26 protein-coding genes are annotated in these 25,411 nt (G+C 67.3%); 13 read left to right on the top strand and 13 right to left on the bottom strand.

The features are described from left to right. The first annotated feature begins 79 nt into the window (after positions 1-79). Positions 80-904, top strand: a complete 825-nt coding sequence (locus tag TSO5_RS25265; protein ID WP_109154214.1) for an aldo/keto reductase — start codon at positions 80-82, stop codon at positions 902-904. A gap of 48 nt (positions 905-952) precedes the next feature. Here TSO5_RS25265 and TSO5_RS25270 read toward each other — a convergent pair whose 3' ends face one another. The 4 genes from TSO5_RS25270 to TSO5_RS25285 all read right to left on the bottom strand — a co-directional run bounded on the left by TSO5_RS25270 (position 953) and on the right by TSO5_RS25285 (position 3,801). Next, positions 953-1,249, bottom strand: a complete 297-nt coding sequence (locus TSO5_RS25270) for a CcdB family protein (RefSeq protein WP_109154215.1) — start codon at positions 1,247-1,249, stop codon at positions 953-955. Then, entirely contained in the window at positions 1,249-1,503 is a 255-nt protein-coding gene (locus tag TSO5_RS25275; RefSeq protein ID WP_247870961.1) for a type II toxin-antitoxin system CcdA family antitoxin, read from the bottom strand. The genes TSO5_RS25270 and TSO5_RS25275 overlap by 1 nt, the downstream gene beginning before the upstream one ends. Before the next feature lie 86 nt (positions 1,504-1,589). Continuing rightward, positions 1,590-3,050 (bottom strand): ATP-binding protein, encoded by a 1,461-nt coding sequence (locus tag TSO5_RS25280; protein ID WP_109154217.1) that lies wholly within the window; start codon positions 3,048-3,050, stop codon positions 1,590-1,592. Then, positions 3,040-3,801, bottom strand: coding sequence for a response regulator transcription factor (locus TSO5_RS25285; protein WP_109154218.1), 762 nt, complete (start codon positions 3,799-3,801; stop codon positions 3,040-3,042). Before TSO5_RS25285 ends, TSO5_RS25280 begins: the two co-directional genes overlap by 11 nt. Before the next feature lie 249 nt (positions 3,802-4,050). On the opposite strand from TSO5_RS25285, the gene TSO5_RS25290 reads away from it, so the two are divergent. The 3 genes from TSO5_RS25290 to TSO5_RS25300 all read left to right on the top strand — a co-directional run bounded on the left by TSO5_RS25290 (position 4,051) and on the right by TSO5_RS25300 (position 8,626). Beyond that, complete coding sequence (locus TSO5_RS25290; RefSeq protein ID WP_247870962.1) at positions 4,051-5,319, top strand: ABC transporter substrate-binding protein; 1,269 nt, start codon at positions 4,051-4,053, stop codon at positions 5,317-5,319. 556 nt (positions 5,320-5,875) lie between these two features. After that, positions 5,876-7,387 (top strand): hypothetical protein, encoded by a 1,512-nt coding sequence (locus TSO5_RS33060; protein ID WP_199231007.1) that lies wholly within the window; start codon positions 5,876-5,878, stop codon positions 7,385-7,387. A gap of 114 nt (positions 7,388-7,501) precedes the next feature. Then, the gene (locus TSO5_RS25300; RefSeq protein ID WP_199231008.1) at positions 7,502-8,626 is read left to right on the top strand and encodes a hypothetical protein; all 1,125 of its coding nucleotides are present in this window, start codon (positions 7,502-7,504) and stop codon (positions 8,624-8,626) included. Between the two features lie 25 nt (positions 8,627-8,651). On the opposite strand, the gene TSO5_RS25305 is transcribed toward TSO5_RS25300, so the two are convergent. The 3 genes from TSO5_RS25305 to TSO5_RS25315 form a co-directional block, all read right to left on the bottom strand. After that, the gene (locus TSO5_RS25305) at positions 8,652-9,728 is read right to left on the bottom strand and encodes an NAD(P)-dependent alcohol dehydrogenase (RefSeq protein ID WP_109154219.1); all 1,077 of its coding nucleotides are present in this window, start codon (positions 9,726-9,728) and stop codon (positions 8,652-8,654) included. A gap of 133 nt (positions 9,729-9,861) precedes the next feature. After that, positions 9,862-10,245 carry a type II toxin-antitoxin system HicB family antitoxin gene (locus TSO5_RS25310; RefSeq protein WP_109154220.1) on the bottom strand — a complete coding sequence of 128 codons (384 nt, stop codon included), beginning with the start codon at positions 10,243-10,245 and terminating at the stop codon, positions 9,862-9,864. Continuing rightward, on the bottom strand, positions 10,242-10,490 hold the full coding sequence (locus TSO5_RS25315; protein WP_199231009.1) for a type II toxin-antitoxin system HicA family toxin: 249 nt from the start codon (positions 10,488-10,490) through the stop codon (positions 10,242-10,244). The genes TSO5_RS25310 and TSO5_RS25315 overlap by 4 nt, the downstream gene beginning before the upstream one ends. Positions 10,491-11,009: 519 nt before the next feature. On the opposite strand from TSO5_RS25315, the gene groES reads away from it, so the two are divergent. Then, on the top strand, positions 11,010-11,327 hold the full coding sequence (gene groES / locus TSO5_RS25320; RefSeq protein ID WP_109154222.1) for a co-chaperone GroES: 318 nt from the start codon (positions 11,010-11,012) through the stop codon (positions 11,325-11,327). Between the two features lie 18 nt (positions 11,328-11,345). Then, positions 11,346-12,971 carry a chaperonin GroEL gene (gene groL / locus TSO5_RS25325; RefSeq protein WP_109154223.1) on the top strand — a complete coding sequence of 542 codons (1,626 nt, stop codon included), beginning with the start codon at positions 11,346-11,348 and terminating at the stop codon, positions 12,969-12,971. Between the two features lie 78 nt (positions 12,972-13,049). Here the strand turns inward: groL and TSO5_RS25330 are convergent, their stop codons facing one another. Continuing rightward, positions 13,050-14,084: a DUF4118 domain-containing protein gene (locus TSO5_RS25330; protein ID WP_158282482.1), complete on the bottom strand. Its 1,035-nt coding sequence runs from the start codon at positions 14,082-14,084 to the stop codon at positions 13,050-13,052. A gap of 210 nt (positions 14,085-14,294) precedes the next feature. On the opposite strand from TSO5_RS25330, the gene TSO5_RS25335 reads away from it, so the two are divergent. Together TSO5_RS25335 and TSO5_RS25340 are read left to right on the top strand one after the other, a co-directional pair. Continuing rightward, entirely contained in the window at positions 14,295-15,440 is a 1,146-nt protein-coding gene (locus TSO5_RS25335; RefSeq protein ID WP_109154225.1) for a PQQ-dependent sugar dehydrogenase, read from the top strand. Positions 15,441-15,471: 31 nt separating this feature from the next. Further along, a complete protein-coding gene (locus TSO5_RS25340) occupies positions 15,472-15,948 on the top strand; it encodes a GNAT family N-acetyltransferase (RefSeq protein WP_109154226.1) in 477 nt (158 codons plus the stop codon). 19 nt (positions 15,949-15,967) lie between these two features. Here the strand turns inward: TSO5_RS25340 and TSO5_RS25345 are convergent, their stop codons facing one another. Further along, positions 15,968-16,945, bottom strand: coding sequence for a quinone oxidoreductase (locus tag TSO5_RS25345; RefSeq protein ID WP_109154227.1), 978 nt, complete (start codon positions 16,943-16,945; stop codon positions 15,968-15,970). A 115-nt stretch (positions 16,946-17,060) separates the two neighbouring features. Between TSO5_RS25345 and TSO5_RS25350 the strand changes: the two genes are divergently transcribed. Further along, on the top strand, positions 17,061-17,936 hold the full coding sequence (locus TSO5_RS25350) for a LysR family transcriptional regulator (RefSeq protein WP_109154228.1): 876 nt from the start codon (positions 17,061-17,063) through the stop codon (positions 17,934-17,936). Positions 17,937-18,281: 345 nt separating this feature from the next. On the opposite strand, the gene pcl is transcribed toward TSO5_RS25350, so the two are convergent. Both pcl and pyp read right to left on the bottom strand, forming a co-directional pair. Further along, positions 18,282-19,511 (bottom strand): 4-coumarate--CoA ligase, encoded by a 1,230-nt coding sequence (gene pcl, locus TSO5_RS25355; protein ID WP_109154229.1) that lies wholly within the window; start codon positions 19,509-19,511, stop codon positions 18,282-18,284. A 10-nt stretch (positions 19,512-19,521) separates the two neighbouring features. After that, positions 19,522-19,911, bottom strand: coding sequence for a photoactive yellow protein (gene pyp / locus TSO5_RS25360; RefSeq protein ID WP_247870963.1), 390 nt, complete (start codon positions 19,909-19,911; stop codon positions 19,522-19,524). 439 nt (positions 19,912-20,350) lie between these two features. On the opposite strand from pyp, the gene TSO5_RS25365 reads away from it, so the two are divergent. From TSO5_RS25365 to arsB, 3 genes are read left to right on the top strand one after another with little or no spacing between them, the layout of a single operon-like run. Next, positions 20,351-20,749: a helix-turn-helix transcriptional regulator gene (locus TSO5_RS25365; protein ID WP_109154230.1), complete on the top strand. Its 399-nt coding sequence runs from the start codon at positions 20,351-20,353 to the stop codon at positions 20,747-20,749. A gap of 22 nt (positions 20,750-20,771) precedes the next feature. Next, positions 20,772-21,302, top strand: coding sequence for an arsenate reductase ArsC (locus TSO5_RS25370; RefSeq protein WP_109154231.1), 531 nt, complete (start codon positions 20,772-20,774; stop codon positions 21,300-21,302). Next, positions 21,292-22,365, top strand: coding sequence for an ACR3 family arsenite efflux transporter (gene arsB / locus TSO5_RS25375; protein ID WP_247870964.1), 1,074 nt, complete (start codon positions 21,292-21,294; stop codon positions 22,363-22,365). Before TSO5_RS25370 ends, arsB begins: the two co-directional genes overlap by 11 nt. Before the next feature lie 13 nt (positions 22,366-22,378). On the opposite strand, the gene TSO5_RS25380 is transcribed toward arsB, so the two are convergent. Both TSO5_RS25380 and TSO5_RS25385 read right to left on the bottom strand, forming a co-directional pair. Beyond that, a complete protein-coding gene (locus TSO5_RS25380; RefSeq protein WP_109154232.1) occupies positions 22,379-23,677 on the bottom strand; it encodes a DHA2 family efflux MFS transporter permease subunit in 1,299 nt (432 codons plus the stop codon). Beyond that, on the bottom strand, positions 23,674-24,804 hold the full coding sequence (locus TSO5_RS25385; protein ID WP_109154233.1) for an HlyD family secretion protein: 1,131 nt from the start codon (positions 24,802-24,804) through the stop codon (positions 23,674-23,676). The genes TSO5_RS25380 and TSO5_RS25385 overlap by 4 nt, the downstream gene beginning before the upstream one ends. Before the next feature lie 180 nt (positions 24,805-24,984). Between TSO5_RS25385 and TSO5_RS25390 the strand changes: the two genes are divergently transcribed. Beyond that, positions 24,985-25,344, top strand: coding sequence for a hypothetical protein (locus TSO5_RS25390; RefSeq protein ID WP_109154234.1), 360 nt, complete (start codon positions 24,985-24,987; stop codon positions 25,342-25,344). The last annotated feature ends 67 nt before the right edge of the window (positions 25,345-25,411 follow it).

The raw sequence follows: 25,411 nt of genomic DNA on the forward strand, positions 1-25,411 counted from the left end.
TTTCCAGACTGCCCCTCCCGCCATATGTCTCCATCCGACACATGAAGAAGCGCCGCGGCGCCGATCAGGAGAGAGCAGGATGCAGACCGTGAAGGCAAATGGCGCCGAAATCCCCGCACTGGGCTTCGGCGTTTTCCGCATGTCGGACGAGGAGGTCGAGCGGGTGGTTCCGGCCGCGTTGGAAGCCGGTTTCCGTCATTTCGACACCGCGCAGATCTACCGCAACGAGGCGGCGCTGGGCCGCGCCCTGCAGGCCGCCGGCGCCCGCCGCGACGATCTGTTCCTGACCACCAAGGTCTGGGTCGACAAGTACAGCCCCGACCTCTTCGCCGCGTCGGTCGATGAAAGCCTGGACAAGCTGAAGGTCGACCGGGTGGACCTGCTGCTGCTGCACTGGCCGGCCGATCAGGTCGCCATCGCCGACCAGATCGAGATGCTGAATGCGGTGCAGGCCGCCGGCAAGACCCGCTTCATCGGCGTCAGCAACCAGAACATCGCCCAGTTGCGCGAGTCGGCGCAGTGCAGCCGCGCGCCCATCGTCACCAACCAGATCGAGGTCCACCCCTATCTCGACCAGAGCAAGATGGCGGCAGCGGCCCGGGAGCTGGGCGTGGCGATCACCGCCTATTACGCCATGGCCGACGGCAAGGTGCCGCGCGATCCGGACCTGCAGCGGATCGGCGCCAAGTACGGCAAGACCGCGGCCCAGGTGACGCTGCGTTGGCTGATCCAGTTGGGCCACATCGTGCTGTCGAAGACCGCCAAGCCGGAACGGGTGCCGGAGAATTTTGCAGTGTTCGACTTTGCGCTGGATGACGGCGACATGGCGGCGATTGCGAAGCTGGCGCAACCGAACGGGCGGATCGTCAGCCCGGCGGGGCTGGCGCCGGTTTGGGACAAGTGAGAAGCGAACAGGGCTGACGATTGAGGCGCGTGTCGTCGGCTCTCCGACTCACGCGCCAATCAGCATGTCCAAGGCGGCTACGATTGCGGTGTCCTCAGACAGCAAGTTACTGACCTGGGGGCCAAGCTCTGAAAGCATCACCGCACTGGCGAACTGGGTCACCATGACATGCGGGCGGCCTTCGACAGAGAACACGGGATTGAGACGCGCTGCCGGGCGCGGAGCCTTGTCCGGCGGAAGCAGCGGAGCCACGAAGCGCGTGTTCAGATCACGCAAAATATCGGCTTGAAGGTCCAGTAGATAACCCGGTCCGTCCAGCCGGCGATAAACGTCGAAACGCGCCATCAGTACGGCCGGTTCTTCGCCAGCGGAAGGCCATGCGCCTCCACATAGGCATTGGACGACTGTATGGCTTCCCGGTTCTCTTCCAGCCACTGCCGGTCACGCAGCTCGGCAATCTGCTGTGCCAATCCGCGTTCACAGGCACGCGACACATTGATGCCGAGTGCCTTTGCTTGCTCCAGCAAATCACTGTTCAGGCTAATGTTCGTTGCCCGCCGGGGTGCAGACGCATCGAAGGAGTGGCGCTCACCGGCCATCGGAACCTCCATGATAATACGCATAGAGAGTGCGCATACCAGACGCCCAAATCAAGCCGCAACCGCTCCCACAGCGACCAGAACGGTTACAACATCCGCGGCAGCGTCACCCTGACGCGCAAGCCGCCGCTGGCGCGGTTGCTCAGCTCGATACGGCCCTGGTGCGCTTCGACGATCGACTTCACGATGGACAGGCCGAGCCCGCTGCCGCCGGTCTTGCGGTTGCGGGAGCCTTCCAGCCGGACGAAGGGCTTGAAGACGTTGGCGATCTCCGCCTCCGGGATGCCCGGCCCGTCGTCGCAGACATCGACCACGATCTCGGCGGCGTCGGCATCGACGGAGACGGTGGCGCGCTCGCCGTATTTGATGGCGTTGTCGATCAGGTTGGCGAAGGCGCGGCGCAGGCTGGAGGGGCGGCCGGCGAGGCGGAGTTGGCGCGGCTGGTCGAAGCGGTCGTTGCGCTCCACCCCGCCGCCGAAGATGGTGCGGACGGCGGCGAACTGCAGCGGCGGCGGCTCGTGGTAGGTCACCGGGGCGCCGGTGTCGGCGTAATCGTCGCACAGGCTCTGCAGCAGGCTGGCGAAGGCGACCACCTCCACCTCCTCGCGCAGCACGTCGTCGCCGAGGAATTCCAGCGTCGCGGTGACCATCGCCGCCATCTCGTCGATGTCGGCCATCATCTTGGCGCGCAGCGCGTCGTCATCGACATATTCGGCGCGCAGCCGCAGCCGCGTCGCCGGTGTGCGCAGATCGTGGCTGATCGCCGCCAGCAGATGGGTGCGCCCCTCCATCAGGTCGCGCAGCGCGTTGCGCGCCTGGTTGAAGGCACGGGCGAGCGAGGCGACCTCCTCCGGCCCGTCCTCCGGCAGGGGACGGGGGTGCAGGCGGTCGTGGGGACGGGTCGCCTGCTCCGCCAGCGCCTCCAGCGGGCGGACCAGCCGGCCGGGCAGCCAGAGCAGCAGCGCCAGCGCCAGACCGAAGGCGGCCAGCCCGGCCAGCACCATCTCGAACGGCGTGCTGCGCGGCCGCCAGAAGCGCGGGCTGGCGAACTCCAGCCAGCCGCCGCCGGCAAGCTGGACATAGACGCGGGCGTCGCGCAGTTGGGCCGCCGTGTCCTCCGCCACCAGGGACAGCGATTCGGCCAGCGTCTGGGCGTGGGCGGGCTGGAGCGGCAGCAGGGCGCGCTGGGCGGCGACGAACACCGGGCGCGGCGCGTCGACAACGCCGTCCAGCACCCAGCCGGGCGGAACGGTGGGGGTGCCGGGCGCCTGCCAGGATACCGACAGGTCGGGCAGACCGTGCAGCGCCAGCGCCGGACCGGCGGCGACGCCGTCCTGCACGGCGCGGTCGGCCGCCTCCACCGCCGCGGCCATCGCCGGACCCAGCCGATGGGCGGTCAGCAGCTCCCGCGCGCGGTCGTCCACCAGCCGCATGCCGACCAGCGCACCGCCGTGGGTCAGCGCCAGCAGCGCGACCATCGCCAACAGGATGCGGTGGCGCAGCCGGGCGGCGCGCAGCCGGGCCGGCAGCAGACGCTCAAGCGCCACGGCCGGTCCCGGAACTGGTTCCGGAAGAGGCGGCTTCGCCCTGGTCCACCACCGTCGCGGTGAACTGATAGCCGATGCCGCGCACCGTCTTGATCAGCGCCGAGCCGCCCGGCCCTTCCTCCAGCTTGCGGCGCAGGCGGCTGATCTGGATGTCGATGCTGCGGTCGAAGGGAATCGAGGTGTCGCCGCGGTGCTTCTCCAGCAGTTCGGTGCGCTCCACCACCTGCGGTGCGCGTTCCAGCAGCGTGCCGAGCAGGGCGTATTCGCCCTGGCTGAGATGCACCACCACCCGGTCGGGCGTGCGCAGTTCCCGCCGGCCCTGGTCGAGCGACCAGCCGGCGAAGCCCAACACGCGCGGCCGTTCGCGCACCGGCTCCGGCCCGCCGCAGCGGCGCAGGATGGCGCGGATGCGGGCCAGCAGTTCGCGGGCGCTGAAGGGCTTCACCAGATAATCGTCGGCGCCGACCTCCAGCCCGACGATGCGGTCGACCTCGCTGCCCATCGCGGTCAACATGATGACGGGGGTTTCCGATTTGGCGCGCAGACCGCGGCACAGGCTGGTCCCGTCCTCCCCCGGCAGCATCACGTCGAGGACGATGAGGTCGACCGGCCATTGCGCCAGAACCCGCGCCATCTCGCGGCCGTCGCCGGCGGTGGAGACGCGGAAGCCGCTCTTCACCAGGAAATCATGCAGCATGTCCCGGATCTCGGGATCGTCGTCCACGACCAGGAGATGGCGCGCGCGCTCCATGGCTTTCCTTCCCTATTCCGTATGGAACTTTCTTCTTGGTTGGCGCCGAGTGTAGCCTCCCCGGCCGGTCCGGGTACAGTGCGCCGCCAAGGCTCGTTTGTAACGGTTGCGTAACAGCGGCGTGGCCGTGAAAAGGCGTTGTTACCAAATAATCCGGGCGCCGAATTGCCTGCGGGATAGAGTTCCTCCAGCGGCCGAACGGCCAGCCGGAATACCGAATGAAGAAGGGAACAGGGGGAAATGTCCAAGATGCCGTCTCTCAGCACATCGATCCTCGGCATGACCGCGATCGCGACCGTGATGGCCGGCGCCCTGCTGGCCGCGCCGGCCCAGGCCGAGCCGAAGGTGGAGGTGCTGCATTACTGGACCTCCGGCGGCGAATCGAAGGCGGCGGGCGCGCTGCGCCAGGACTTCGAAGCGGCGGGCGGCAAGTGGATCGACGCGCCGGTGGCAGGCGGCGGCGGCGACGCGGCCAGCACCGTCCTGCGCTCCCGCGTGCTGGCCGGCGACCCGCCGAACGCGGTGCAGTTGAAGGGTCCGAACATCAAGGACTGGGCGGCGCAGGGCAAGCTGGCGACGCTGGACGACGTCGCCAAGGCGGAGAATTGGGACGCCATCCTGCCGCCGCAGATCCGCGACGTGGTGACCTACAAGGGCCATTACTACGCCGTTCCGGTGAACATCCACCGCGTCAACTGGATGTGGGTGAACCCGCAGGCGATGAAGAAGGCCGGCGTCGAGATCCCCAAGACCTGGGACGAGTTCAACGCCGCCGCCGAGAAGCTGAAGGCCGCCGGCATCATCCCGCTCGCCCATGGCGGCCAGCCCTGGCAGGAAGGCGCGCTGTTCGAGGATGTCGTCCTCGGCCTCGGCGGTCCCGACTTCTACCGCAAGGCCCTGGTGGAGCTAGACGAAAAGTCGCTGACCAGCGACACGATGGTCAAGGTGTTCGACCAGATGCGCAAGCTGCGCGGCTATGTCGACGACGGCTTCCCCGGCCGCGAATGGAACCTCGCCGCCGGTCTGCTGATGAACGGACAGGCCGCCATGCAGATCATGGGCGACTGGGAAAAGGGCGAGCTGACCGCCGCCGGCAAGGTGCCGGGCAAGGATTTCGTCTGCGCCCATGTGCCGGGCAAGTCGGGCTACATCGTCAATTCCGACAGCTTCGTCATGTTCAGCTCGGCCGACCCCGACCGCGCCGCCGGTCAGAAGCTGCTGGCCAAGCTGATCCTGGGCAAGAAGTTCCAGGAGACCTTCAACGTGCTGAAGGGCTCGATCCCCGCCCGCCAGGACATGGCGCGCGACAGCTTCGACGAATGCGCGGTGAAGTCGATGGACGATCTGAAGACCGCCATCGACAGCAACAGCGCCGTGCCGTCGATGGCGCATGAAATGGCGGTGCCCGGCGCCGTCCGGGGCGCCTTCCTGGACGTCGTCACCGCCCACTTCAACTCCACCATGTCCTCGCAGGACGCGGTGAAGCGTCTGGCCGAGGCGGTCGATCTGGCGAAGTAAGTCTCCGTTTTTATTTGGTGTCGTCTCTCCTTCTCTGGTGTTGCGCGTGACCTTGAAGCCCCCCTTCCACCATGGGAGAGGGGCTTTCTTCTTTCGCCCCACGAATTGCGGGAGCACCGCGGTTCCAGCGGTGAAACAGGATGGCGCCGGGCAGTCGAAAGTTCGCCGCGGCACCCCGATAGTCATTCCGGTGATCTCCGACGGGAACCGGATGGGTCCGACAGGCCGGACATTTGCCGGCGACTGGCGGCTTACTTCCCCGATCGTGCGGAAGCGAAGGAAATCGGCGCGCACGCAAGGCGAATGGCCGCCGTCCGACAGGCAATGCCGGCATTAGCGCCGGAGCAATCTCTCTAGAATCTCTTTAGAAATTTATCGGTTCCGCCGACTTCCGCTAACGTGTTTACCGGCCTTTCCGTCGGGAACATCATTGGTGGGCGAAATGCGGATGCCGTTCCAGAAACAAACACTGCCTGCGGACGCCCCTTTACCCGGCGGATTCGGCACCGGATCAATCAGGATCCTTGACCGTCTTGGACTGACGACAACCCTGTGCTTGTTGTCGCTCTCGGTGTTGAGCTATTTCCTCGCCGCGTCGAATACCCATTATGGCGAAGTCGGCTTGCCCAATCAGGCGGCGTTCTTCGACCGTCTGGCGACCTCCATCGCCGACCTGCCCGTCCCGCAGGCCCTCCAGTTGGCCCATGCGCTGACCGCCGGAAACGTCTTCACCCATGACGGCCTGTATTTCCTAGCCTATTGCCTGCCGCTCGCCCTTCCGGTCGCCTTGGCCGCATGGCTGTTCCGCTGGCTGTCCGACGCCGACGGGCCGGTTCCCAAGGCGGTGACGGACCGGCTGTTCCTGTGGCCGGTCGTCTTCACCGCCGTCAGCATCCTCTCGTTTCCGGTGATGACGCAGGACATCTGGTTTTCCGCGCTGTGGGGCGAGGAGATCGTCCGGGGACAGAATCCCTATTATGTTCCCTTCACGCCGGAGCAGGCCGCCGCCTTCCCGTTCGACGAGGTGCCGGCGATGATGACCTACGGCCCGCTGTGGGCGGTGGTCTCGGCCGGCGTCATGGCGCTCAGCGGCGGGAATGTCTGGGTGACCGCGCTTCTGTTCAAGCTGCTGCTAGCGGGGGCCTGGATCGGCGGGCTCGCCATCATCCGGCATATCGGCCGGACCCATGACGAGGCGACCGCCGCCGCCGGGCTCGTCGCCTTCGGCTGGCTGCCCATCGGCCACATCTATTCGGCCGGCGAGGCGCACAACGACATGGCGATGGTCGTCCTGATGCTGTTGTGGCTGATGCGCCTTTCCGCCGGCGACCGCGCCGGCCCGCTGGCGCTGGCGGCCTCGGCCGCCTGCAAATACACCAGCGCCGCCCTGGTCTCCGTCGATCTGCTCTACAGGCTCGGCAAAACCAGGAAGCTGGATTTCAAGGACAGGCTCACCGCCTACCTGCTGCGCGGGATTCCTGCCGCCGCCTTCTTCCTGGCCGTCCTGTTCCTCTTCTACCGCTCGCCCGCCTTCTTCGACGCCGTGCGCGGCATGTCCGGATGGCAGTGGCTGCAGCCGGCGGACGTCGTCCGGGTGGCGGAGCGGCTGCTGGGCATCGACATGGCCCCCCTGCGCTGGCTGGTGCGCGGAGCCTTCGCCGGCTTCGCCCTGTGGACTCTGGCCGCGCTGTACCGGCGGCCGACCGCGGAGAATGCCTGGAAGGCGGCCACCGCGGTGATGGCGGCGGTGGTGTTCGGCCTGTCGACCCACCTGTGGCCCTGGTTCATGCTGTGGCCGCTGGCGCTGGCCGCGCTGGTGCCGTCCTGGTGGTTCTCGCGCTGGATCTTCGGCGTCGCGGCCTTGGCCCCCTTCGCGGTCGTCCCCTTCTGGCGCTATGAAGACGGATTCGATCCCTTCTACACCAAGACGCTGACCGCCCTGCCGCTCTATGCGGGGGCGACCCTCTTCATGGTCTGGATGCTTGGCCGCAAGGAGAGGGCGGCGGTCGCCGCATGGGCGGCGTCGCTGCCGGGCCGCCTGCGCATCGCCCGGGCTCACCGATCATGAGGGGCCGATCATGAGGGGCAGGTCATGCGGGAGCGCCGGATGCCAGCCAACACGATCGAAACCCTCGCCACGACAGGCCGGACCACGGCTCCGCCCTTGCCTGGGAGTGACCCTATGCTGATGCCGACCCCGCAGCCGGCCAGGGACAGAAGCCTGGACGTCATCCGCTTCACCGCCCTTGTCTTCATGGTGGCGGCCCATTGGGGCCGCACGATCAAGGACGCCGACCACCTCGTCAACGTCCTCCAGTTCGTATTCGAACTGGCGCCGGTGATGTTCTTCTTCGCCTTCGGAATGACGCTCGATCATTTCCTGAGAAAGCCGCTGGCCCGGCGGATCGAAGGCCATCTGAAGCTGTTCATCCTGGCGGCAATCCACGGCCTGTACCAGGAGAAGAACCCGTTCACCAGCGACTTCTTCATGTTTCTCTTCGCCGCCCGGCTTCTGTTCGACATCCACGCCAGTATCGGCGCCGCCAACCGGGTGTTCATCGCCCTCTTTCTACTCGCGCTGTGCGGCGCCTGGGTCGTCCTTCCGCTCCCCTACGTCTACGACCTGTTCGCGTCGCCGTTTCCGGGCTGGTTCCCGGTCTTTCCCTGGTTCCTCTTCGTCGTCGCCGGGCGGATGTTCGCCCATCACCGGCAGTCCTCCCGCACCGCCGTCATCGCCCTGCTGGGGCTGTCGGTGGCGCTGTTCGACATCCTGATCCTCGGGCACAGACTGTCGAAATGGCCGCTGTCGCCCGATTATGCGCTGCTGTTCGGCAGTGCGACCGCGCTGGCGTTCCTCGCCCTCGATCGCGTCCGCTGGCCGACCTTCCTGTCCTGGCGGACCGTGGACCTGCTGTCCGGCAATCTGCTGCTGGCGACCGCGCTGCATTACATCGCCGTCGCCGCGGTGAGGTCGGCGCATGGCGCGCTGGCGCCGGTCCTCGCCGGATCGGTTCCCGCCGCTTATCTGCCGGCGGCAATCACCCTGGAATATGTTCTGCTGGCTGGCATCGCCTTCCTCATCCTGATCGCGCTGGTCCGCGCGACCCTGGGGGTGGGAGCATGGCTGGACGGACGCGGCATCCTGGGCATCGCCGACACCCTGCTGCCGACGATCGCGGTGACCGGCATCGTTCTCTATGCCGCCATGCTCCACCTCAACAACGATCTGCGCGACGCCGGGCTTCCCTTCCTCTGCGCCGTGGCCTTCCTGATCGTCTACAAACGAGGCATAGGAGGGCGCGCATAGGGGGACGCCGGCGTCGCGACCGCCGTCAGTTCGGCGTGATCGCCACCTTCAGCACGCCGTCGCGCTGGTGGCCGAACAGCTCATAGGCCGCCTCGATCTGGTCCAGCGTGAAGCGGTGGGTGACCAGCGGTTTCAGGTCGACGCGGCCGGAGGCGACGACGCCCAGCAGCCGGCGCATCCGCTCCTTGCCGCCGGGGCAGAGCGAGGTGACGATGGTGTGGTCGCCCAACCCTGCCGCGAAGGGGCCCAGCGGCAGGCGCAGGTCGCCGGAATAGACGCCCAGACTGGACAGCGTGCCGCCGGGACGCAGGACGCGCAAGGCGGCTTCGAAGGTCGCCTGGGTGCCCAACGCCTCGATGGCGACATCGACGCCGCGGCCGTCGGTGAGGCGCATGATCTCCTCCACCGGATCGACCTCGCGGAAGTTGACCACGTGATCGGCGCCCATGCGCCGCGCCATCTCCATCCGCGCCGGCACGGCGTCCACGGCGATGATGGTGGTGGCGCCCTTCAGCTTGGCCCCGGCGGTGGCGCAGAGGCCGATGGGGCCTTGCGCGAACACCGCCACCGTGTCGCCGATGCGGATGTTGCCGCGCTCCGCCCCGGCGAAGCCGGTGGACATGATGTCCGGGCACATCAGCACCTCCTCGTCCGTCAGCCCGTCGGGGACGGGGGCGAGGTTGGTCATCGCGTCGGGCACCAGCAGATATTCGGCCTGGGCGCCGTCGATGCTGTTGCCGAAGCGCCAGCCGCCCAGCGGCTTCCAGCCATGCCTGGTGCCGGCGCCGTCCTGGGAATGGCAGCCGCACAGGCAGGCGTTGCTGTGGCCGCTGGGGGTGATGGCCCCGGCGATCACCCGCTGGCCCTCCTGGTAGCCGGTGACGGCGGAGCCCAGCTTTTCGATGATGCCGACCGGCTCGTGACCGATGGTGAGGCCGCGATTGACCGGATATTCGCCCTTCAGGATGTGGATGTCGGTGCCGCAGATCGTCGTCGTGGTGATGCGGATCAGTGCGTCGAGCGGTCCGACGTCGGGGACCGGCTTGTCGTCCAGCACGATGCGGCCCGGTTCGACGAACACCGCCGCTTTCATCATGACCATGGCGTCCTCCCCTTGATGGTGGCCGCCGGTCCCGGAGCTGCGTCGCGCAAACATCGCGAACGGCCCGCGGCCGGCGCTGTGCTTCACGCCGTCCAGTCTGGCACGGCAGGGAGGGAGCCCGCGTTGATGCAGATTAAAAGGTGGGAGCCTTGGCGTCGGGGCCCGCACCGTCACGGCGCCCCAACCCTTCGGAAAGGAGCGAGACGACCAGAGTGTTCAGGCTGACGCCCTCACGTCCGGCCCGTTCGCTGAGCCGCCGGTGAAGCGATTTCGGCACCCTCTGCTGCCATTTACCGCTGAAAGCCCCGTCATCGGCGACCGACGGCGGCGGAATCTCCCGGCCGGCGGCGCGCATCGCCTCGATCCAGCCATGCATGGCGTCGGCACCGTTGGAAATCGCCTCTTCGATGGAATCGCCGTCGGACATGCAGCCGGGAAGGTCCGGAAACTCGATCAGATATCCGCCGCCATCCTCGTCGCTGAGGGGCCGGATGGTGAAAGGATAGTCGAGTTTCATCGGTCATTCTCCTGTGCTTCGCGCTGCTCCAACACCCGTCGTTCCTGGACGGCTTCGATGAAGGCGACGAACGCTTTGACATAAACCGGCTTGATCGGGCGATGAGCAGGGACGGATGGCGCCTCGACAACACCGGGATAGTCGAAAATAACGTGGCTGCCGGAAGGCTTTCGGATAGTCACGCCCTGTGCGCGGGCGACAGCCTCAAGATCCTCGATCCGCCAATCCCGCGGATTGTTCTTCATGCGGGCGAGGATCTTATCCGTCTGAGTCATGGTTGGATAGTATCACGGGCGGTACCGACAAACAAGCTGCCGACGGCCTCGCCGTCCCATCTTGACGCCTGTCCGCGCCTGACTAAATTTTGCCCGCGCCAGGGTGCCTCACCCGACAGGATCCCGGCGCACCCGAAGACCGTGTCCTGCATGTTGCTCTACGGAGGATGTGTGCGATGCCGATGACCAGACTTTTGCGCGCCCCGCCCCACCAAGTTCGGCCGGAGTCGGCGCCCGTCTGAGACAGCGACCGACCCCCGGCCTTCAATAGCTCAAGAAAAAATTCGAGAAGCCAGCGCGCCTGTGCCTGTGAAAGCGGCCACGGGCACTTGGTGCTGGAAGTTAATTCATCAATAATTTCAAAGATTCTTCTTCAAAACCCCCTTGACGACAAAAACAGCCTGAGTAAATTCTCCAACCGAAAGCGCGGCCCATTCGGGCGTGCTTGGAAAAGACAGACATTCGCTTAAGCTCAAGGAGTGTCACACCATGAAGTTCAAACCGCTTCACGACCGTGTTCTGGTCCGCCGCGTCGAATCCGACACCCGGACGAAGGGCGGCATCATCATCCCCGACACCGCCAAGGAAAAGCCGCAGGAGGGCGAGGTCATCGCCGTCGGCGCGGGCGCGCGGGACGAGGCCGGCAAGCTGATCGCCCTCGACGTGAAGCCCGGCGACCGCGTGCTGTTCGGCAAATGGTCCGGCACCGAGGTGAAGATCGACGGCGAGGATCTCCTGATCATGAAGGAGAGCGACATCCTCGGCGTGATCGAGGCTGCCGCCGAACCCGCCAAGAAGGCCGCGTGATAGGGGAGGAACAGGACCATGGCTGCGAAGGACGTGAAGTTCGGCTCCACCGCCCGCGACAAGATGCTGCGCGGCGTGGACATCCTGGCCGATGCCGTGAAGGTCACGCTGGGGCCGAAGGGCCGCAACGTGGTGATCGAGAAGTCGTTCGGCGCCCCGCGCATCACCAAGGACGGCGTGTCGGTCGCCAAGGAAATCGAGCTGGCAGACAAGTTCGAGAATATGGGCGCGCAGATGCTGCGCGAGGTGGCGTCGAAGACCGCCGATCTGGCCGGTGACGGCACCACCACCGCCACCGTGCTGGCCCAGGCCATCGTGCGCGAGGGCGCCAAGTCGGTGGCCGCCGGCATCAACCCGATGGACCTGAAGCGCGGCATCGACATGGCGGTCGACGCCGTGGTGACGGAACTGAAGGCCCGCTCCAAGAAGGTGACCACCAACGAGGAGATCGCCCAGGTCGGCACCATCTCGGCCAACGGCGACCGCGAGATCGGCGACATGCTGGCCCGCGCGATGGAGAAGGTCGGCAACGAGGGCGTCATCACCGTCGAGGAGGCCAAGAGCCTGGAGACCGAACTGGACGTGGTCGAGGGCATGCAGTTCGACCGCGGCTACACCTCGCCCTACTTCGTCACCAACGCCGACAAGATGCAGGTGGAACTGGACGACCCCTACATCCTGATCCACGACAAGAAGCTGTCCGGCATCCAGGCGATCATCCCGGTGCTGGAGAAGGTCGTGCAGTCGGGCAAGCCGCTGCTGATCATCGCCGAGGAGGTCGAGGGCGAGGCGCTGGCGACCCTGGTGGTCAACCGCCTGCGCGGCGGCCTGAAGGTCGCGGCGGTGAAGGCCCCCGGCTTCGGCGACCGCCGCAAGGCCATGCTGGAGGACATCGCCATCCTGACCGGCGGCCAGGTCATCAGCGAGGAGGTGGGCATCAAGCTGGACAGCGTCACCATCGACATGCTGGGCCGCGCCGGCAAGGTGGTCATCACCAAGGACAACACCACCATCGTCAACGGCGTCGGGTCGAAGGACGACATCAAGGCCCGCTGCACCCAGATCCGCCAGCAGATCGAGGAGACGACCTCCGACTATGACCGCGAGAAGCTGCAGGAGCGGCTTGCCAAGCTGGCCGGCGGCGTCGCGGTGATCCGCGTCGGCGGCGCCACCGAGGTCGAGGTGAAGGAGCGCAAGGACCGCGTCGACGACGCCATGCACGCCACCCGCGCGGCGGTGGAGGAAGGCATCCTGCCCGGCGGCGGCGTGGCGCTGGCCCGTGCGGTCGCGGTGCTGGAGAGCGTCAAGCCGGCCAACGACGACCAGCGCGTCGGCGTGGAGATCGTACGCCGGGCGCTGACCGCGCCGGTGCGCCAGATTGCCACCAACGCCGGCGTCGACGGCTCGATCATCGTCGGTAAGCTGAACGACAGCAAGGACTACGGCGTCGGTTACGACGCGGCCAAGGGCGAATGGTGCGATCTGGTGAAGGCCGGCATCATCGACCCGGCCAAGGTGGTGCGCACCGCGCTGCAGGACGCGGCCTCCGTCGCCGGCCTGCTGATCACCACCGAGGCGATGGTCGCCCAACTGCCGGAGAAGAAGCCCGCCATGCCCGCCCCCGGCGCCGACATGGACTTCTGATCCGGACGGCTTCCGCCCGGACATGTCTTAGGATGTTCCCTGGACGGGGTCGCGCCCTTGGTGGCGCGGCCCCTCTTTTCATGCGGCGGCCGGCCTGTCGTCCGACTGCGCCGCCACCCGGCAGCAGGGAAAGCGCAGGGTGACCTTCAGTCCCTGCTCCGGCCGGGGTTCGAGGTCGAGGCTGCCGCGCAACTGCTTGGCCAGCTGCCGCATGATCCGGCCGCCCAGCCCGGTTCCCTGCGGCCGGTCGGACAGGATGCCCACACCGTCGTCGCAGACGCGCAGCACGCACTCCCCCTCCTCCTTGCGGAAGGACAGGTCGATGCGGCCGGATCGGCCGTCGGGGAAGGCGTATTTCAGCGCGTTGGTGATCAGCTCGTTGGCGACGGTGCCGACCGCCACGGCAATGCCCATGTCGAGATCGACGTCGTCCACCTCGGCGCCGACCGCCACCGGCCGCACCCCGACGACGCCGAGTTGGATATCCTCCACCAGACTTTCCAGGAAGTCTTTGGAACTGACGATGTTGACGCCCTCCACCCGGCGCAGGCGGACATAGACGCGGGACAGCACGCCGATCCGCTCGATGGTGCCGTTGACGATGTCCTGCCCGGTCCCCGACCGGTGGGCCGCGAGCGTCAGCTGGGCGCAGATCTGCTGCAGGTCGTTGCGGATCCGGTGATGGATCTCGTGCAGCATCAGGTCCTTTTCCGCATTGGCGGCGGATAGCTGGTCCCAGGACAGACGCAGTTGCTCGTTCGCCCGGCGCAGGGCGTTGGCTCCGCCGGCGATCCCGAAGCCCAGCGCCATATAGATGAGGAAGGCCAGCCGGTCGCCCGGTTCGGCGATCCACAGCTGCCATTCCGGCTTCATGAAGAACCAGGCCGAACACAGCCCGGACAGAGCCACGGCCAGATAGCCCGACCCGCGGTCGAACAGCAGCGAGATGACGAAGATGGTCGGGATGAAGACCAGGAATGGGTATTTGAACAGCAGCGGGTCCAGCGCATAGCGCAGCAGTGCCGTCAGCCCCACCAGCAGCAGCGTGATCCCGTATTGTGCCCAGACTGCGTCCGGCAAACTGGAATTCAGCCGGCGCAAGATGCTTTCCATACTCCGTGCCCTGTTCCCGACAACACAACGGAAGGGATAACAGCCAGAATCCGGAATCGGATGACCGGGGTATGCGCACAATGTTGTGACGAATTTCGTCGATGCCCCTTTTCGCGGTGGCGGCATCGGAGTCTTTCGGAGTGGCCGGCCTTGGCCGCCGGTATGGCACCCCCACCTACAAGGCCAGCCAATTGAAACCGGAGGATCGTGATGCGCAGCACCCTGACCCTGTCGGCCCGCAGCCCTGTTGCCGCCCTTGTTGCCGCCGGTCTTTTGGCCACCGGCCCTGCCCTGGCGCAGGCGGTCAAGACCGTTCCGACCAGTGCCGGGCCGGTGGAGGTCAGCCGCTTCGCCGACGGGCTGGAGCGGCCCTGGGGAATCGATTTCCTGCCGGACGGCCGGGCGCTGGTGACGGAAAAGCCGGGGCGGCTGCGGATCATGGCGCGCGACGGCTCTCTGTCCCCGCCGCTGGCCGGCACGCCGAAGGTCTTCAATCAGGGCCAGGGCGGGCTGATGGACGTGGCGGCCGATCCGGATTTCGCCCGCAACCGCACCGTCTATCTCGCCTATGCCGAGCCGGGCGAGAACGGAACCGCCGGGACGGCGCTGGGACGCGGCACGCTGGGAGACCGCGGGATCGAGGATTTCCAGGTCATCTTCCGCCAGTCGCCCAAGGTGGACGGCGGCAACCATTTCGGCACCCGCATCGCCTTCGCCCCCGACGGCCACATCTTCCTGACGCTCGGTGAACGCTACAAATTCGACCCGGCGCAGAAGCGCGACAACACGCTGGGCAAGGTGGTCCGGCTGAACCGCGACGGCTCGCTGCCGAACGACAACCCCTTCGCCGGCGAGGGCAAGACGGCTGGCGCCATCTGGTCCTACGGCCACCGCAACATCGAGGCGGCGGCCATCGACCCGCGCAGCGGCTCGCTGTGGATCGGCGAGATGGGGCCGCTGGGCGGCGACGAGCTGAACCGGCCGGAAGCTGGCAGGAATTACGGCTGGCCGGTGGTCAGCTGGGGCAAGCATTACGACGGCCGCGACATCCCCGATCCGCCGACCCGCAAGGACTTCGCCGATGCGGCGATCCATTGGACGCCGGTGATCTCGCCCTCCGGCATGGTATTCTACACCGGCGGGCTGTTCCGCGACTGGCAGGGCAGCGCTTTGCTTGGCAGCCTGAGCGCCAGGGGGCTGGTGCGCGTCGCCATCGACGAAAGCAGCGCGAAGGAGGTGGAGCGCATTCCGCTCGACGCGCGCATCCGCGATGTGGCACAGGGACCGGACGGCGCCCTCTATGTCATCACCGATGCCGCCGACGGCGTGGTCCTGAGGCTGACGCCGGCGAAGTGACCGCCTGAAGATGGGCCGAAAGAAGGGGCTGATGAGGATCAGAGACTACCGGCCGTCGGACGCCCCGGTTCTGGCGCAGATCTATGCGCGCTCCGTCCGCGGCATCGGCCGACGATTCTACAGCCCCGAGCAGGTGGAGGCCTGGGCCGCGCAGGCGCCGACGGTGGAGCGGGTGCGGGAGGCCTATGGCGACGGCCGGGTCGCCCTGGTCGCGGTGGACGAGACCGACCGGCCGGTGGCCTTCAGCGACGTCGAATCCGATGGCCACATCAACTTCCTCTATTGCGCGCCGGAAGCCGCCGGCCAGGGCGTGATGTCGGCACTGGTCGACAGGCTGGAGGCGCGCGCCCGCGCGCTCGGCCATCCCCACCTGCATGTGGAAGCCAGCGAGGCGGCCCGCCCCTTCTTCCTGCGCCGCGGCTTCACCCTGCTGGAGCGCCGCGAGTTGCGGATCGGCGACGTGCCGATCCACAACTATGCGATGGAGAAGTGGCTGGCGCCGCAATAGGCGGCGCGTCAGGCCGGCGTCAGTTGGGCATCAGCACCAGGGCGCCGCTGGTGCCGCGTCCTTCCAGCGCGCGATGGGCCTCGGCGGCGGCGTCCAGCGGCAGGCGGGTCACCGGGCCGGCGCTCAGGCCCTTGGCGACGCGCGACAGAACCTCCTCGGCAGCGACGCGGTAGGCGGCGAGGTCGGACATGTAGCCGAACACGCTGGGCCGGGCGAGGCAGAGCGAACGGCGCGGGCCCAGTTCGGACAGCTCGATCGGCGAGACCGGGCCGCCGGCCTGACCGACGCTGGCCACCGTGCCGAACAGCCGCACCGCGTCGAAGGTCCGGCGCAGCGTGTCGCCGCCGATGCCGTCCACCGCGACGTCGGCGCCGCGCCCGCCGGTCAGGTCGCGCACCGCGGTGACGAAATCCTCCTCTTGATAGAGAATGGCATGGTCGAGCCCATGGGCGCGGGCGGTCTCCGCCTTGGCGGCGCTGCCGACGGTGCCGATGACGGTGGCGCCGAGGCTCTTCGCCCATTGGGTCAGCAGCAGGCCCAGCCCGCCGGCGGCGGCATGCACAAGGATCGTGCTGCCGGGACCCACCGGGCAGACCCGGTTCAGCAGCATGTGGACGGTGATCCCGCGCAGCATCAGGGAGGCGGCGGTCACCGGCTCCACCCCGTCGGGCAGGCGCACGGCACGGTCGGCGGCCAGCAGGCGCGCCTCGGCATAGCCGCCGGCCGGCAGTCCGGCCCAGGCGACGCGGTCGCCGACGGCGAGCCCGTCCACGCCCGGCCCGACCGCCTCCACCACGCCTGCGCCCTCGACGCCAAGCGTGGCGGGATAGGATGGCAGCGGATACAGGCCGGTGCGATGGTAGATGTCGACGAAATTGACCCCGGCGGCCTCATGGCGCAGGCGGATTTCCCCGACGCCCGGCGCCGGCAGGTCGATAAGGGCGTGCTTCAGCACCTCGGCGCCGCCCGGCGCGGTCATCTGAATAGAGCGGATCATAGCGGCTGTCTCCGTCGATCGTTGCGATGAGGCGGAGGTTAATCTGTGGTACAACGCGCAGGAATTCGGCAAGATTGCCCAAAAGCTGGGTGTTTTTGCGCAGACTTGGTGAGCGATGAATTGGGATGACCTGCGCGTCTTCCTGGCGCTGGCGGACAGCGGCAGCCTGTCGGCAACAGCGCGGAGGCTGGGGGTGGACCATTCCACGGTCGCCCGCCGGGTAGCGGCGCTGGAAGCCGATCTGGGCGTGCGCCTGTTCGACCGGCTGCCGCGCGGCTACGCCCCGACGGCGGAAGGGGAGGAGTTCGCGGCGCTGGCCCGCCGGGTGGAGGACGGCGTGCTGGCGGTGGAACGCCATGCCCGCAGCCAGCCGGGCGAACCGGCCGGCACGGTGCGCCTGTCGGCCCCGCCGGCCTTCGCCAGCCATTTCCTCGCCCCGCGGCTGGCCGGGCTGCGGCGGACCCTGCCGAAGCTGGTGGTGGAGCTGGTGGGCGATGCCCGCGCGGTCAGCCTGACCCGGCGGGAAGCCGACCTCGCCCTGCGCCTGCAGCGGCCGGAGGACGAAGGGCTGGTCGCCCGCCGTATCGGCGCGATGGGCTACGGGCTTTACGCCACGCAAGCCTATCTCGACGGAAGGGACGAGGCCGGCTGGGAGTTCATCGGCTATGACGAGAGCCTTGACCATGTGCCGCAACAGCGCTGGCTGCGCCAGATCGCCGGCCGCCGCCCCTTCGTCTTCCGCGCCAACGACCTGATGAGCCTGCGCGGGGCGGCCTCGGCCGGCGTCGGCATCGCGGCGATTCCGCATTTCCTTGGGCGGTCCGATCCCGCCCTGGTCGCGGTCATGCCCGACCCCGCTCTCCCGCCGCCGCAGCCACGCGAACTCTGGCTGCTGGTGCATGGCGACCTGCGGCGGTCGGCACGGGTGCGGGCGGTGATGGACGCCCTGGTGTCGATCATCGCCGACGGGCGGCAACTGCTGGAGGATTGAGGGAACTCATCGCCTGCCCACCGCCCAATTCCGGACGGTTACATCCGCGGCGTCCTTGAAATTTTTGCGTCTACCGTGAGCGCGACAAAAAAATGATGGAACAGATGCCCACGCCGCTCCGTTAAATCGGCAGCATCGAAGAGTCCTGCTCTTCCAACCTGTCCCTCGGAATATGGAGGCGTCGCATGCCTATCTTGCTTTGGCTTCTGGGTGTCCCCGGAATTATCGTGATCCTGCTTTGGATGACCGGCATCATCGGCTTCTAAGCCCGGCGAGGGGAGCGGTTGGCCCGCGTCTTCCAGACGAATTCCGCGGGCAGCCGCCCCGCCGCTCACCCCTGCGATGTCAGCGATCAGTCGCCAGCGGCCAATCGCAGGGCTTTCCCATTCCATTCACCGGCAATGCCGGGCCGAAGGCGAGCGCACGCGGACGCTGCGGGGCGGGAAGCGTCGCCTCGATCCAGTCGGTCAGCCGCCGGTACAGCTCCTCCCGCGGCGGAGCATTGCGTGCCGGGATGATGAAGGCCTTGAGGCGTGTCCCCTCCTCCGGCCGCATCAGCCGTACGGCGGCGGCTTCGACATTGGGATGGCCGGCCAGATGCGCCTGCACCGCCGCCAATGACACGTTGACCCCACCGACCTGCACGACGGTGTCGAGGCGACCGCTTGGGCGGAAGCCTCCTTCGTCGTGACTCAACCGGTCCTGGAGCGTTGCGGACAGGACCGTCCCGTCGGCCAGATGTCGGGTCACCCTGCCGTCGTCGCCGAAACGCCACCAGGGAAAGGGCCGGAACGGTGCGTCGGGGCTCTCGCGCCAGCCGAGCCCGGCAGTTTCCGAAGACCCGAACACCTCCACCAGCCGCGCCAATCCGATCCCACGCACGCCGCGCGCCGTGTCCGCCGGACAGGGCGCGGTGGAACTGGTGCCCGTCACCCCGCCCGGCAGCGCCGCGCCGGACCGCAGCAAGGCGCCCCACCAGTCGGGGTGGGCGATGACAAGGTCACCGGGACCCAGCTGGGCCGCAAGACCACCGGGCGAGGTGCCGCGTCCATCCACCACCGGGACGGCGAGGCGGTCCGGCAGCAGCACCGTGAACAGGAAGCCGTAGATGTGGTGGGCCGGGACGACGCTCACGACCCGCCGCGGCGCCTCCGCGCCGCCGGACAGGAGAGCGGCCAGCGCGTCGGCCTCTTCCTCCAGCGCGGCCAGCGGATGCTCGCAGCGCTTCCCCTCGCCGGTGCTGCCCGAGGTGCGGAAACTCAGCGCACCGTCGAAACGGCCGAGCGCCGCCTCGCAAACGTCGAGCCAGTCCCCGACCGTCCGATGCACCAGAAGGTAATCCTCGATGCCGCTGCGGTGCAGGTGCAGCGCCTCGTTGAGAGCCGAGGCGAGTTGCAGGAGATCGAGGGAGTCGGCTCCCACCCCGTCAGGGCCGAGCGGTAGCGTCTCCGGCCAGCGATGGGGATGCGCCGGCGGCGAACCGCCCGGCCGAAGCCGTGCGAATTCGCCGGCCAGCAAATCGCACACGACCCGGCTCAGGCTCTCGCGATTCCGCCACCATCGTTGGATCGTCATGGCAACCCGCTCACAGGCGCTTGACGAACACCCAATAGCTGTCGCCGATCAACGCCTTCTTCATGTGCACCTTCACCTTGGTCGGCTGCATCTGGTAGTTGAAGGTGTACTCGATCATCGTGTTCAGGTCTCCGGACTTGACTCCCTTGTCGAACACGCCCTTGAAGGCCGGCGTGTTGGTGCAAGGGGCGATCTCGGTGAAGAAATTCTTGCCGACGACGGTCTTCGGGTCGCGTCCGGTGATGGCGCCTTCGGCGGAATTGTACTGGAGGATGCGACCGGTGGCATCGAGCTGCACGGCGCCGAACGCCAGACGGTCGATCTCCGACGCGCTCATTTTGCCGAGGGTGTTTTCGATGTCGGAGGAGCCGAACTCGACGAGCTGCATGGTCGCGGGCATGGTGGGGAGTTCTCCGTATCCAGAAAGACGCGCGCCGCGCCGGGCGCGCAGCGGACGAAAGTCGATGCCTGTTGGCGGACATCGCTCATGAATGGACAATGAATTCGAAGAGGGCGTTGATCGCCCCAATCCTCTTCGTCATCGGCGTTATCGATAGAGGTATGTTTCGATGACTCGCTTGTCTATAGGGACTCAAAAGCATAGAAATAAAATCATTCTGAATTATGACGTAATATGATTTTGGTTGTGCCGCATTCTTAACTGGATCTTGAAACTCTCCGCGCCGCCGATGCGGTTGCCGACAATCTCCGGAAGGCTGTCCCGTCCACGGCGCCGGGCGGCCACCGGTCATTTCGACTGTCATCGAAATGAGATTGACAGCCCAGCCCACGGCCGTTAATTCGATGATTGTCGAAACATCGAATTTATAGGGGCCGGCATGGAGAAGAGGGACGTCCTGGCCGGGCTGGCGGCGCTGGCGCAGGAGACGCGGCTGGACATCTTCCGCCTGCTGGTGGAAGCGGGGCCGGAGGGCCGCTCCGCCGGGGCGATTGCGGAGGCGCTGGCGGTCGCGCCGGCCACCCTGTCCTTTCACCTGTCCAACCTGACCCATGCCGGGCTGATCGTGCAGCGGCGCGAGAGCCGGTCGCTGATCTACTCGGCCGATTTCGAACGGATGACCGGCATCGTCGGATTCCTGTCGGAGAATTGTTGCGGCCGGTCGGCCAATCCCGCCGCCTGCGCGCCGCTCTGCGCCCCGACGCCGGGACCGGCCAACACGGTGACTGAGGAAAATCCCTGCCAAGGAGCGTCCGCAGGGCCGCGCCGCGGCTGCTGACCGCCTGCAAACGGAGCGAAGAATGGCCGAGAATCGCGTCTACAACGTGCTGTTCCTGTGTACCCACAACAGCGCCCGCAGCGTCATGGCGGAATGCCTGCTGAACCGGGAGGGCAAGGGCCGCTTCCGCGGCTACAGCGCCGGCAGCCAGCCGTCCGGGCGCATCAATCCGTATGTCCACGACCTGCTGGAGCGGCTGGGCTTCCCGACGGCGGAGTTGCGGTCGAAGAACTGGGACGAGTTCGCCGGCCCCGGCGCCCCCCACATGGATTTCGTCGTCACCGTCTGCGACAACGCCGCCGGAGAGGTCTGCCCGGTCTGGCCGGGCCAGCCGATCAGCGCCCATTGGGGCTTCCCCGATCCATCCAGCGCCACGGGCACCGATGCGGAGAAGGCCGCCTTCACCGCCACCGTGTTCGGGCAGATCCAACGCCGCATCCAGGCCTTCGCCGCCCTTCCCATCGCCTCGCTCGACCGCATGGCGCTGAAGCGCAAGATGGACGACATGGCACGGGCGGAGCCTTCCCTGCAGGGCGAGAGCCATGACCGCTGACATCCATTCCACCCCGGTGGCGCCTCCCGCCATGGGCCTGTTCGAGCGCTATCTCAGCCTGTGGGTGGCGCTGTGCATCGTCGCCGGCATCCTGCTCGGCCATCTGGTGCCCGGCCTGTTCCGGGGCATCGCGGCGGCGGAGGTCGCCCAGGTCAATCTGCCGGTGGCGGTGCTGATCTGGCTGATGATCGTGCCGATGCTGCTGAAGATCGACCTCGGCGCGCTGGGACAGGTCAGAGAGCATTGGCGCGGCATCGGCGTGACGCTGTTCATCAACTGGGCGGTCAAGCCCTTCTCGATGGCGCTGCTGGGCACGCTGTTCATCGGCAACCTGTTCGCCCCGCTGCTGCCGCAGGAGCAGATTTCCTCCTACATCGCCGGGCTGATCCTGCTGGCGGCGGCCCCCTGCACCGCCATGGTGTTCGTCTGGTCGAACCTGTGCGAGGGCGAACCGCACTACACACTGAGCCAGGTGGCGTTGAACGACCTGATCATGGTGTTCGCCTTCGCGCCGATCGTCGGGCTGCTGCTGGGCGTCGCGTCGATCACCGTGCCGTGGGGGACGCTGCTGCTGTCGGTGCTGCTCTACATCGTCATCCCGGTGCTGGCCGCCCAACTCTGGCGGCGCAGCCTGCTGGCGGCTGGCGGCGAACCGGCGCTGGCACGCGTTCTCGGCCGGATCCAGCCGGTTTCGCTGCTGGCGCTGCTGACCACGCTGGTGCTGCTGTTCGGCTTCCAGGGCGACCGGATCCTGGCGCAGCCGCTGGTCATCGTCCTGCTGGCGGTGCCGATCCTGATCCAGGTCTATTTCAACGCCGGTCTGGCCTATTGGCTGTCGCGCCGGTTCGGGGTGGCGTGGTGCGTGGCGGCACCGGCGGCGCTGATCGGCGCCTCCAACTTCTTCGAACTGGCGGTGGCCGCCGCCATCAGCCTGTTCGGGCTCGGCTCCGGCGCCGCGCTCGCCACCGTGGTCGGCGTGCTTGTCGAAGTGCCGGTGATGCTGTCGGTGGTGCGCATCGTCAAGGCATCCAAGCCATGGTACGAGGGACGAGCGGGGACGTGAGCCCCGCCGGTCTTCAGTGCTTCACCCGCCGCAGGATCAGGGCCAGCGGCACGGCCGAGGCGGAGATCAGCATCAGGGTGAAGAACACGTCGATGTAGGCCCAATAGGCGGTCTGCATCTGCACCTGCTGCCCGATATAGGCGATGGCCCGCTCCCGCGCCCCCGCCTGTCCGCCGGTGGTGGAGAAATAGGTCGTCGCCTGTTCAAGGGTGTGCTGATAGGCCGGGTTGGAAGGGACGATGGTCTCGACCAGCCGGCTGTGGTGGAACTGCTCGCGCATGGCCAGCACATTCTGGGCGATCGACACGCCGATGGAGCCGCCGACATTGCGCGCGACGTTGATGAGGGCGGAGGCCTGATCGGTCTTGTCGCGCGGGATGCCGTCATAGGATGCAGTGGTGATCGGAATGAAGATCAGCGGCAATCCGATGCCGATATAGATGCGCGACCACGCGAAGAACCAGAAGGTCGAATCCGGGTTCAGCCGCGTCAGGTCCCACGGGATCATCAGGCAGAAGGCGGCGACGCAGATGACGGTGAAGATGATGATGAAGCCGGATGCGAACCAGTCGTCGGTCTGGCCGCGGTCGAGGATCACCTCCAGCGAGCCGAGGAAGGTCGCCACCAGCAGGAAGCCGATCACATCCATGCGGATGCCCTGCCGCTTCATTCGCTGACGCTCCTCGATGGCGGATTTCGGCTCCTGAACCAGAAAGCTGACCAGCGCGAAAGCGAACAGCCCGACCGGTCCATTGATCAGGAAGCACCAGTGCCAGGACAGATTGTCCGACAGCCAGCCGCCCAGTGTCGGCCCGACCACCGGCGCCACCACCACGGCGATGCCGAAGATGGCGAAGGCCTGCCCGCGCTTGGCCGGGGGAAAGCTGTCGGCCAGGATCGACTGCGAGATCGGCACCATGCCGCCGCCGGCGAAGCCCTGGAGCACCCGGAACAGCAGCAGCGATTCCAGATTCCAGGCAAAGCCGCAGGCGATCGAGCTGGCGGTGAACAGGCCCAGGCAGGTCAGATAGAAGCGCTTGCGGCCATAGCGCTTGGCGATGAAGCTGCTGGCCGTCAGCACGATGGCGTTCGCCACCAGATAGGAGGTGACGACCCACGACGCCTCGTCGGCGCTGACCGCCAGCGTGCCGGAGATGTAGCGCAGGGCGACGTTGGCGATGGTGGTGTCCAGCACCTCCATGAAGGTGGCGATGGAGACCACCACGGCGATCAGCCAGGGATTGCGGCCACCGGCGGCACTCTGCGACGCATCGAAGCCGCCGGCGTTGGCGCCTTCCGCCGCGGCGCTCATCGCACCGTCACCCGCGGCACCACCGACATGCCGGGGCCGATGGACACGCCGTCGGGCCATTGGTCGACGACGATCTTCACGGGGATGCGCTGCACCACCTTCACGTAATTGCCGGTCGCGTTCTGGGCCGGCAGCAGCGAGAAGGCGGTGCCGGAGCCGGGCTGCACGCTGTCGACATGGCCGGTGACCTTCCGGTCGGGATAGGCGTCGATGCGGATGTCCACCGGCTGGCCCGGCCGCATGTCGGTGATCTGGGTTTCCTTGAAATTGGCGGTGACCCAGATGTCGTCGGGCACGAAGATGGCGAGGCTCTGTCCGGCCTGCGCGAACTGGCCGACCGCCCCGCTCAGCTGCACCACCCGGCCCGGCTGCGCCGCGGTGATGGTGGTGTAGGACAGGTTCAGCTTCGCCTGGGCCAGCTGCGCCCTGGCGCGCGCCAGATCGGCCTCGGCGCTGGTGCGCTGGGCCTGGAGCGCGCCGACCTGCCGCTCGGCGGCGATCACCGCGGCGTTGGCGCTGGTCAGCTTGGCCTGCTGTTCCTGCAGGTTGGCGGTCGATTGCTGCGCCTGCTGCACGGTTCCGGCGCCGCGGGACTGCAGGTCGCGGTAGCGCGCCGCATCCTCCTTGGCGAAGCCGACCGCCGCCTCCGCCTGTGCGACCTCCGCCTTGGTCTGATCGATCTGAGCGCGCTGGGCGGCGATCTGGGCGTCATAGCCTGTGATCGCCGCCTGGGCGGAGTCGATCTGGGCCTGCGCCTGCTCCAGAGCGGTCTGGTAATCGCGCGGGTCGATGCGGAACAGCAGGTCGCCGGCCTTCACATGCTGGTTGTCGCCGACCGCCACCTCCGTCACATAGCCGGACACCTTGGGCGCGATCGGGAACTGGCGGGTGTCGATGAAGGCGTCGTCGGTCGATTCATAGGGATGGATGTTGCGCTGCCAATAGATGTAGCCGGCAACCGCCAGCAAGGCGACGACCACCAGCCCGACGATGATGGCCAGCGGATGGCGCCGGATGAATCCGGGCTTCTTGCGGCCGGTTTCGGCGGACGGCTGTCCGCGTTCGCTGCGGCCGGCATCCTGATCCGCAAGTGTGACGACATCCCTGTGCTGCTGGTCGTCCGGCATGGTGTGACGCTCCTGACCGAAATGCCGGGCGATCGGTAAAGGCCCGGTCGTTGTCGCGCGGGAGCGGTGCGGCTCCCCAGCGCGAAACACATCAGCCCCCCATTGCGTTGCACCAACGCGGCAGAAAGCTGACCGGCGCGACTGCAAACCGGCCATGTCCATCGCCGGACAACCACCAATGTGCTGTGGTGGTCGCTGGCGCTCGGCGCCTGCCTGGGCGGCAACGGCACCCTGATCGGCGCCAGCGCCAACGTCACCACCGTCGGGCTGCTGGAAAAGGACGGACACCACATGCCGTTCGTCTCGTTCCTGCGCTTCGGCGTGCCGGTCACCGCCATGACGATCGGCATCGCGGCGCTGTACCTCACCAGCTATGTCTATGGCGGGGCGATCCAGACCAATCTGGTGGGGGCGATGGCGCTGCTGGCGCTGGGCGTCGCCGCGGTCCTGCGCGGCATGAGCCGGCGGATGCCCAAGACGGCGGACGAAGTGGCCGATGGGGCGGCCGATGGGGCGCTGTCCCCGCCGGTGGGGGAATAGCGCGGACTGCCCGCGGGCAAGGATGGGGGCGGCCGTCCCGCTACGCGGCAGCAAATAATTCCAAATC

Origin of the sequence: Azospirillum sp. TSO5, assembly GCF_003116065.1 — a bacterium.
GTDB lineage: Bacteria > Pseudomonadota > Alphaproteobacteria > Azospirillales > Azospirillaceae > Azospirillum.

What these genes read in the sequence shown, in the direction of transcription:
- TSO5_RS25265 (WP_109154214.1), top strand. Translation starts at nt 80, where the DNA reads ATGCAGACCGTGAAGGCAAATGGCGCCGAAATCCCCGCACTGGGCTTC.
- TSO5_RS25270 (WP_109154215.1), bottom strand. Translation starts at nt 1,249, where the DNA reads ATGGCGCGTTTCGACGTTTATCGCCGGCTGGACGGACCGGGTTATCTA.
- TSO5_RS25275 (WP_247870961.1), bottom strand. Translation starts at nt 1,503, where the DNA reads ATGGCCGGTGAGCGCCACTCCTTCGATGCGTCTGCACCCCGGCGGGCA.
- TSO5_RS25285 (WP_109154218.1), bottom strand. Translation starts at nt 3,801, where the DNA reads ATGGAGCGCGCGCGCCATCTCCTGGTCGTGGACGACGATCCCGAGATC.
- TSO5_RS25290 (WP_247870962.1), top strand. Translation starts at nt 4,051, where the DNA reads ATGCCGTCTCTCAGCACATCGATCCTCGGCATGACCGCGATCGCGACC.
- TSO5_RS25300 (WP_199231008.1), top strand. Translation starts at nt 7,502, where the DNA reads ATGCTGATGCCGACCCCGCAGCCGGCCAGGGACAGAAGCCTGGACGTC.
- TSO5_RS25305 (WP_109154219.1), bottom strand. Translation starts at nt 9,728, where the DNA reads ATGGTCATGATGAAAGCGGCGGTGTTCGTCGAACCGGGCCGCATCGTG.
- TSO5_RS25310 (WP_109154220.1), bottom strand. Translation starts at nt 10,245, where the DNA reads ATGAAACTCGACTATCCTTTCACCATCCGGCCCCTCAGCGACGAGGAT.
- TSO5_RS25315 (WP_199231009.1), bottom strand. Translation starts at nt 10,490, where the DNA reads ATGAAGAACAATCCGCGGGATTGGCGGATCGAGGATCTTGAGGCTGTC.
- groES (WP_109154222.1), top strand. Translation starts at nt 11,010, where the DNA reads ATGAAGTTCAAACCGCTTCACGACCGTGTTCTGGTCCGCCGCGTCGAA.
- groL (WP_109154223.1), top strand. Translation starts at nt 11,346, where the DNA reads ATGGCTGCGAAGGACGTGAAGTTCGGCTCCACCGCCCGCGACAAGATG.
- TSO5_RS25330 (WP_158282482.1), bottom strand. Translation starts at nt 14,084, where the DNA reads ATGGAAAGCATCTTGCGCCGGCTGAATTCCAGTTTGCCGGACGCAGTC.
- TSO5_RS25335 (WP_109154225.1), top strand. Translation starts at nt 14,295, where the DNA reads ATGCGCAGCACCCTGACCCTGTCGGCCCGCAGCCCTGTTGCCGCCCTT.
- TSO5_RS25340 (WP_109154226.1), top strand. Translation starts at nt 15,472, where the DNA reads ATGAGGATCAGAGACTACCGGCCGTCGGACGCCCCGGTTCTGGCGCAG.
- TSO5_RS25345 (WP_109154227.1), bottom strand. Translation starts at nt 16,945, where the DNA reads ATGATCCGCTCTATTCAGATGACCGCGCCGGGCGGCGCCGAGGTGCTG.
- TSO5_RS25350 (WP_109154228.1), top strand. Translation starts at nt 17,061, where the DNA reads ATGAATTGGGATGACCTGCGCGTCTTCCTGGCGCTGGCGGACAGCGGC.
- pcl (WP_109154229.1), bottom strand. Translation starts at nt 19,511, where the DNA reads ATGACGATCCAACGATGGTGGCGGAATCGCGAGAGCCTGAGCCGGGTC.
- pyp (WP_247870963.1), bottom strand. Translation starts at nt 19,911, where the DNA reads ATGCCCGCGACCATGCAGCTCGTCGAGTTCGGCTCCTCCGACATCGAA.
- TSO5_RS25365 (WP_109154230.1), top strand. Translation starts at nt 20,351, where the DNA reads ATGGAGAAGAGGGACGTCCTGGCCGGGCTGGCGGCGCTGGCGCAGGAG.
- TSO5_RS25370 (WP_109154231.1), top strand. Translation starts at nt 20,772, where the DNA reads ATGGCCGAGAATCGCGTCTACAACGTGCTGTTCCTGTGTACCCACAAC.
- arsB (WP_247870964.1), top strand. Translation starts at nt 21,292, where the DNA reads ATGACCGCTGACATCCATTCCACCCCGGTGGCGCCTCCCGCCATGGGC.
- TSO5_RS25380 (WP_109154232.1), bottom strand. Translation starts at nt 23,677, where the DNA reads ATGAGCGCCGCGGCGGAAGGCGCCAACGCCGGCGGCTTCGATGCGTCG.
- TSO5_RS25385 (WP_109154233.1), bottom strand. Translation starts at nt 24,804, where the DNA reads ATGCCGGACGACCAGCAGCACAGGGATGTCGTCACACTTGCGGATCAG.